4 protein-coding genes and 1 pseudogene are annotated in these 4,978 nt (G+C 33.5%); 2 read left to right on the forward strand and 3 right to left on the reverse strand.

Annotation, left to right across the window (positions count from 1 at the left end; genetic code table 11):
• Positions 1 to 307: 307 nt before the first annotated feature.
• Positions 308 to 832: an AAA family ATPase gene (locus ACIFOT_RS32265; RefSeq protein ID WP_430073064.1), complete on the reverse strand. Its 525-nt coding sequence runs from the start codon at positions 830 to 832 to the stop codon at positions 308 to 310.
• Between the two features lie 531 nt (positions 833 to 1,363).
• On the opposite strand from ACIFOT_RS32265, the gene ACIFOT_RS32270 reads away from it, so the two are divergent.
• Entirely contained in the window at positions 1,364 to 1,723 is a 360-nt protein-coding gene (locus ACIFOT_RS32270) for a hypothetical protein (protein ID WP_430073067.1), read from the forward strand.
• A 391-nt stretch (positions 1,724 to 2,114) separates the two neighbouring features.
• On the opposite strand, the pseudogene ACIFOT_RS32275 reads toward ACIFOT_RS32270, so the two are convergent.
• Positions 2,115 to 2,971: pseudogene (locus tag ACIFOT_RS32275) on the reverse strand (DUF4085 family protein).
• Positions 2,972 to 3,277: 306 nt separating this feature from the next.
• On the opposite strand from ACIFOT_RS32275, the gene ACIFOT_RS32280 reads away from it, so the two are divergent.
• On the forward strand, positions 3,278 to 4,195 hold the full coding sequence (locus ACIFOT_RS32280) for a class I SAM-dependent methyltransferase (RefSeq protein ID WP_430073069.1): 918 nt from the start codon (positions 3,278 to 3,280) through the stop codon (positions 4,193 to 4,195).
• Between the two features lie 266 nt (positions 4,196 to 4,461).
• Here the strand turns inward: ACIFOT_RS32280 and ACIFOT_RS32285 are convergent, their stop codons facing one another.
• On the reverse strand, positions 4,462 to 4,821 hold the full coding sequence (locus ACIFOT_RS32285; RefSeq protein WP_430073072.1) for a hypothetical protein: 360 nt from the start codon (positions 4,819 to 4,821) through the stop codon (positions 4,462 to 4,464).
• Positions 4,822 to 4,978 lie beyond the last annotated feature (157 nt).

The raw sequence follows: 4,978 nt of genomic DNA on the forward strand, positions 1-4,978 counted from the left end.
ACTTCCATTGTCCGCCATTCTGTTCGAAGATTAGAAAACTTAGGTTATAAAGTAACAATATCTGAAGCATCCTAATTCATTCCCTATAACCACAAACATCTCGATCAGGCGCTCTCCCTTTTTAAAAAAGTGATTGAGCTGCGTCTATTCAAGTATTGCCATTTTTTCTAACTCACAGAAGTTTATTTTCATGGTAGTTTAAGTGTAAAACTTCACAAAGTTACATCGATTTTAACATATATACATTGAAACTTTTCTTACTCACATTTCATTTTATTTCAGAGTACCTCCCAGAACAGAAGGTACTCTATTCACACGAATCATTGAACTCCTTGTTATTTTTTCCACTAAACTCTATAATATTTAAACCTTCAGATTCTTTTGGTGCTTCAAAAAAACTAGTAACATGATTAAACATCGCTTCCGTATCAAATGCTGCTCTTTCAGGTTGTTCGTTACGCCTTTGTGCAATTTGACGTAAGCATTGCTCGTTATTTAGATTAAGGAAAATTAATTGATGGTTTGCATTGACCTCTGACGCCAAATCCAAAAACCACCTTCGCAGTTTTTGAGTGTTACCTGGAAAATCCATCACTACATCTGTACCGACACTTAATATGTTTTGGACATGCTTTTTCATTAGCGGTTTGATCTGCGCTGAAAATTTTCGGGAGTCCTCAAATGATGCGATCTGATTCGGGTAAAGAGATGAAAGCCATTCATCCTCAGAAAGCAGCACCGCATTTTTATCTATCGCCAATTGTTTAGATTTAGTTGATTTTCCTGCACCCATTTTTCCACAGAAAAAATACAGCGTCCCCAATTGTTTCAAATTTTTTACCCCCCCGCGCTTATTTTAGTTTAAACTTTTTCCTTCGTTAGTTCCCATACACATTCTCCTCTTATTAATATTAAGACGTTAAGATTTATATCCAACTTACTTATTCTACCAATTTCATTTATATTCCTTCTTTAACAAACCTGCCAGTTAGCACAACAAGAAAAATAGACCGCCGCAGCAATCCCATCTTAAGCTCTTGCACCCGTTTGTTTAAATACTACCCTTCACAATCTGTTGATAGTTAAACAATTAAACATCTTCCCAATAGAATTATTAAAAAAGAACAGTTAAGACAATCAGTATTATTTCGTAATATATTGATCTTTCTTTAATGAATCCCGTTCACTATAAATAATATCAGTACGCTTTCTGGTAATAGGATGTAAAATAGAATAAAAAATGACTCAACTAGTTTATCAGTGGACAAACATGGAAATTTACAAAATCATGATATTTGCATTATATCAGTGGCATGCTGTGTTTAATATTCTAATAGTATCTTCTATGAAAGGAGGAACCATAATGTCAGATAGTAAAATTTTAACAACGGGTGTATTGAATAGACACATAAACACTCAAGTGGCACATGTGGAGCTTGTAAATCTTGACCCAAACAGTTTCCGAAAAATAACTGTTCAAGTTTACAGTTGGAATACAACACCAACTTTACTAAACCAAGTGATTTTTAACATACCTCCAAATCAAAATCGGGTTTTTAGCCAGAATGTAGCTAACACTGTACACTATGAAGTAAGACTTATTGTTAAAAGAGATGAAGATGTAGTGGTCAATGTTTTTGGCACAAGTCCCCCGAACAATCAAACTAATCAGGAAGGTAATACTGTACTTTACTCGGAATTAACTGAAGTGGAACTGGACTAGGCTGACGTCTAGCAGGTCAGAATTCTTAAGAACAACCGAAAACATCACAACCGTTGTATAAAATCCTGCATACTATAAAATGGACAAGCTGCAACTACTTGAGTTCGAAGTGGTTGCGGCTTATTATGTAACGGGTGCTTTAATTATCCGCATATCATTCTAATCCAGGAAAAAACTGTCTCTACTAAAAAGGAAGCAACTTTATAAGTTATCCAGGATAAGTTTTCCTTAATTTATAAAGGTTCTTCGTTTCGGTACTATGCCATACAAGAGCTCACTTATACTGCCCCGTTAGCGGAACAAGAAAAAAGGATCGCCGCAGCCATCCCGATCTTTAACTCTTGCACCCCGTTAGCTTAACAAGATGGGTTCTTCAACAGTTTTTAAATTACTATCCACCAAAGGGATTTGCTCTAAAAAATATAAAATCATTCATAATTTGGACATAAAAAATTCTAAAGGATTCCTCTTTATTAGAATCAAGTTTCTCAAAAAAACAAAAAGAGTAAAAATTCCGTAGAATATCTTCTGGTTTCACTCCTGTTAAATCCACTAGTTCTTTTAATAATTGTTCCATTGATGTTTGGTATGATAGTTCAATTAGAACGATATTAGCTCTTATTGAAAATTCCGAAGTTGGGGAATCAATAATATCAAATAAAATTTGTAGTTCAAAATCTTTATCATTTACGAAAATCTCTACGTAACACAAATAGGCATCTTCAAAGTTTTCAAGTATTACTATATTGCTTACCCCTATAAATGTAAGCTTTATATTGTCACTATTAAAACCACCATAGTCTAAAGTCAAGATAAACACATCGTCAGAGTGTCTTTCAAATGATTTTACAGTGGTAGCAAAGAGCAAGTGCTCTTCTTGTAACCTTACTATATTTTTTGGAAGGCGACTTTTAATTGACTCGAAATAAGAGTTATATTGTGCTGCCAATATTTCAGTTCTTTTATTTGATTCCTTTTCCATTGTTGGAGCATATTTGTTAGTTCAATTGGAGGATTTGCTGCGTTTATGGTGCCATCTTCGATGTATCGGTGGAAAGGTGTTGGGAGAATCCTAATCAAATCACTTTTATATAATTCTAAATCTTCTTTGGCTTTCTTTTTATAATCTTCCCCACTTTTTTCGTAATGCAAAATCAGTTCTTCCCATTCTGCCTTTGATTCAGGAATTGTTGTTAAAAAGCTATAAACTTGCATCTCTTCATAAAATTCTTTTGTAAAATATTTCATTACCTCTCACTTGCCCCCTTATTAGGCGTTCAGGAATGTTTTTTTCTCTATTTAATATAAATATTCCTTTTTTCACTAAACTGCCCCATTAGTGCAAAAAGAAAAAGGGTCGCAGCAGCAATCCTTTCTTAAACTCAAGCACCCGTTAGTACAATAAGAATTTTTATTAAGAGAATATTCTAACTAACGAGCTAAATATTTGACAAAAAATTGATTTGTGCTATAATTTACATTTATTAAAATTGTGTGTAAAATAGGATTCTCCTGGCCAGGGGAATCCTATTTTTTTGTTTGGAGGGTAAAGATGTGAAGCAAAATGAATCCAGTATAACCGCCTTAATTGCATCTTTTTCTCGGGCTTATCACAGTCAGAATGATTTACCAATAATTTTTAATGACTATCTTGCAAAAGATCTCCTTTCACAAAGAGAGTTTTCAGAGATTAGAGATAATATGATTAATGGTATACAATTCTTCAACAAAGCCATTGCTGAAAGGTTTAAAGACCATCCAGAAGAAATTTTAAAATGGATTACACAGGTACAACTCTCCCCTACACCTCTTGCCCGTGCAGCCTTTTGTGAAAAAGTTTTGCTCAATGAAGTGATTTTGGGATTAGAACAATACGTGATTCTCGGAGCAGGTTTAGATACTTTTTGCTTTCGACATCTTGAATTAGGGAACAAATTAGAAATATTTGAAGTTGACCATCCGGCTACACAGGAATTCAAAATAAAAAGATTAACTTATGCAGGCTTAAAAATGCCAAATCATCTTCATTTTGTCCCTATGGATTTCACCAAGAAGTTCTCTTATCAAACTCTAATAAATAAAGGATTTGATGAGAACAAAAAAACTTTCTTTAGCCTTTTGGGTGTTTCATATTATTTAACAAAAGAGGAAAATTCAAGCCTGATCAAATATTTATTTGCCAAAGTCCCATCGGGAAGCTCTATAGTTTTTGACTATGCAGATGAAACACTCTTTGAAGAAAAAGGTATGTCTAATAGAGTTGAAAATATGGTAAAAATGGCTTCGGCAAGTGGAGAACCAATGAAATCAAGTTTTGCTTATAATGAACTTGAGAAAACGTTAGAAAAATCAGGTTTACTAATTTATGAACATTTATCACCAACTACGATAAATGAGCTTTACTTTAGAAACAGGACGGATTATTTATCTGCATTCGAGACAATTCATTTTATCCACGCTGTTAAGAAATAATTTTCTAATCCAAGATCCTCTTAATGATTATGATGATTGAGAGGATCTTTATTATTTCAATACTAAATAACAATTAATAACTCTTATTAAACTATTCTGCCACGTTAGCTGAATAGGAAAAAGCCACCAAAATGGAAGCTGGAAACTTTAACTCTAGCACCCTATAGTTTAAGTACAAAACTTCACAATCTTAATAGTCCAGAGCAGATTTTCTCTTTTTATTATAGTCTTGAAATTCTTAACAGTTTGTTGCCTAATAACATTTCTCAATTCTCCCGATAAGCAGAACAGGGTTCATCGGAAATACGATAATTTTCCTTACCTGTTAAAGCCGAAACCTCTACTAATTTATGACCTAGCCCATCCCAAACAGAAACTGTATTAAGTGAAACCCATTGAATATTACCTCGTGCAAGCCTAAAAGAGTTATACCAGTTATCCGTTGTTACTAATATTTCTTTATAAGTAATCTGCTTGTTTTTTCGGTTTTGAATTACCAAAACAAAATCAAGCTTTTCTTTTTCTTTCGGTTTCTGCACAATCCTTGCTACAAACATTCCATTAGGATTTTTCTTTGTTTTATAAATTTTTTCTATTTCTATTATTAATTCTGGTCTACCCTTCATATTCTCTCCCTCCATACATACTATTTTATCGGATAATTTATCCAATTCTCAAACTAAAAAGATAATTCACTGTTCAACTATCCCCCCTGTTAGCACAATAAAAAAATGAGCTGCCGCCGCAACTCATTAGGTTCTTGAACTCTTGCACCCGTTACTT

The organism is Neobacillus sp. NRS-1170 (assembly GCF_050468025.1).